The following is a 905-nucleotide window of genomic DNA, read 5'->3' as shown; positions in this document are numbered from 1 at the left end:
ATCGGTCACTAGGGAGTATTTAGCCTTGGGAGATGGTCCTCCCGGATTCCGACCACGTTTCACGTGTGTGGCCGTACTCAGGATCCTGAACTGAGGGTTGACGATTTCACCTACGGGGGTATCACCCTCTATGCCGAGCCTTCCCAGACTCTTCGGTTATCATCAACTTTGGTAACTCAAATGTTCAGTCCTACAACCCCAGAAAGCAAGCTTCCTGGTTTGGGCTGTTCCCCGTTCGCTCGCCGCTACTTAGGGAATCGATTTTTCTTTCTCTTCCTGTGGGTACTTAGATGTTTCAGTTCCCCACGTCTGCCTCAACTTGACTATGTATTCATCAAGTTGTAATCATCGGTAAAGATGATTGGGTTTCCCCATTCGGAAATCTCCGGATCAAAGCTTACGTACAGCTCCCCGAAGCATATCGGTGTTAGTCCCGTCCTTCATCGGCTCCTAGTACCAAGGCATCCACCATGCGCCCTTCATAACTTAACCTAACGGTCACTTCGTGATCGTCAAATTAATTGAGTATTAGCGATAAACTAATTAAAAAACTCAAAAATACGCAGTTGTTTCTCGGTTTAATTATCTTAATAATTAAAGGAAAATAATTGATAATATCTAGTTTTCAAAGAACAAGTTTAGAGAGGTAAGCCCCTCAAAACTGAACATTGTTTCAACAAGTATGTGTAGCCTCCGTATATTCCTTAGAAAGGAGGTGATCCAGCCGCAGGTTCTCCTACGGCTACCTTGTTACGACTTCACCCTAATCATCTGTCCCACCTTAGACGGCTGACTCCCGAAGGTTATCTCACCGGCTTTGGGTGTTACAAACTCTCATGGTGTGACGGGCGGTGTGTACAAGGCCCGGGAACGTATTCACCGCGGCATGCTGATCCGCGATTACT

2 rRNA genes are annotated in these 905 nt (G+C 46.3%); both read right to left on the bottom strand.

The features are described from left to right. Positions 1 to 492 (bottom strand): 23S ribosomal RNA (locus tag OZD68_RS00625); the annotation flags it as partial. A gap of 216 nt (positions 493 to 708) precedes the next feature. Further along, a 16S ribosomal RNA gene (locus OZD68_RS00620) occupies positions 709 to 905 on the bottom strand; the annotation flags it as partial.

The organism is Wolbachia endosymbiont of Drosophila bicornuta (assembly GCF_028982105.1).
Classification (GTDB): domain Bacteria; phylum Pseudomonadota; class Alphaproteobacteria; order Rickettsiales; family Anaplasmataceae; genus Wolbachia; species Wolbachia pipientis.
Note: the sequence above shows the minus strand (reverse complement) of the source record. Positions and strands in the feature narration are given on the sequence as shown.